The sequence below is a fragment of the Paracoccus sp. (in: a-proteobacteria) genome (assembly GCF_030536915.1).
Lineage (GTDB): Bacteria > Pseudomonadota > Alphaproteobacteria > Rhodobacterales > Rhodobacteraceae > Paracoccus.
Window position 1 is genome coordinate 1 of the sequence record NZ_JAUNPC010000228.1, and the last position, 1,501, is coordinate 1,501.

Annotated in this window: 1 protein-coding gene; it reads left to right on the forward strand. The window is 65.8% G+C overall.

Going from position 1 to position 1,501, the window contains the following annotated elements:
* Nucleotides 1–1,501, forward strand: a 1,501-nt coding sequence (locus Q4F04_RS15970; RefSeq protein WP_303370770.1) for an L-lactate permease, incomplete at both ends; no start/stop codon positions are given.

Consider the following 1,501-nt stretch of genomic DNA (forward strand, 5'->3'; position numbering starts at 1 on the left):
TGGGGCACCGACCTGAACAAGGTTCTGGGGGCCACCGCCAACGGGGCCATCACCGCGATCAGCCTGCTCTACATCATCTTCGGCGCGATCCTGCTGCTGTTCACGCTTGAGGAAAGCGGCGGCATCCGGTCGATCCGCAACGGCTTTACCAGCATCTCGCCCGACCGGCGCGTGCAGGCCATCATCATCGCCTGGATGTTCGGCTCTCTGATCGAGGGCGCGTCGGGCTTCGGCACGCCCGCCGCCATCGCCGCGCCCCTGCTGGTCGCCATCGGCTTCCCGGCCATGGCCGCGGTTCTCGTGACGCTGATCATCCAGAGCACGCCGGTGTCCTTCGGCGCAGTCGGCACGCCGATCCTCGTCGGTGTCAACACCGGCCTCGGCGGCCAGGAGATCGTCGAGTCCACTATCGCGCCGATGGCCTACAGCGACTACCTGCTTGAGATCGCCGTCAAGGTCGCCACGATCCACGGCCTCGTGGGCTTCCTGATCCCGCTGATGCTGGTCGGGATGCTGACGCGCTTCTTCGGACCCAACCGCTCGTTCATCGAAGGCTTCCGCATCTGGAAGTTCGCGCTGTTCGCGGGCCTGGCCTTCACCATCCCCTACTGGATCATCGCCAATGTCCTGGGGCCGGAGTTCCCGTCGCTGCTGGGCGGCATCATCGGCCTGCTGATCGTCGTGCCCGCGGCGCAGCGCGGCCTGTTCATCCCCAAGGGGACCTTCGACTTCCCGCCGCGCGCGCAGTGGGACGAGGCCTGGGTCGGCAAGCTGGACGATCTTGAGGATCATCACAGCGGACGCCCGATCATGCCGCTGATGAAAGCCTGGGCGCCCTATGTCCTGGTCGTGGCCCTGCTGATCATCACCCGTGCCGTCGGACCGGTGAAGGCCTGGCTGAACTCGCCCGATGTCACCATCGCGCTCGACAACCTGTTCAGCTCGGGCATCAACGCGCGGGTGCAGGTGCTGTATCTGCCCGGAACGGTGCTGATCCTCGTCTCGCTCATCACCTTCTTCCTGCATGGCATGAAGGGCCGCGACTATCTCAAGGCGCTGCGGTCCTCGGGATCGACCATGATCGCTGCCGCCCCCGCGCTGCTGCTGGCGGTGCCGATGGTGCAGGTATTCATCAACTCGGCCTCGGAAGCGCTGCCGAGCATGCCCATCGTGCTGGCGCAGGGAGTTTCGTCAGTGGTCGGTCAGGCCTGGCCCATGTTCGCACCGCTGATCGGATCGATGGGGGCCTTCGTGGCCGGGTCGAACACCGTCAGCAACATGATGTTCTCGCTGTTCCAGTTCTCGACCGCCGAACAGATCGGGCTGGGCGCGGCCGGCGCGGGCACCGTGGTGGCGCTGCAGGCGATTGGCGGTGCCGCAGGCAACATGATCTGCGTGCACAACGTCGTGGCCGCATCGGCGACGGTGGGGCTAGTGGACCGCGAAGGCGAGATCATCCGCATGACCCTGATCCCGATGACCTACTACATCGTCCAGGGCG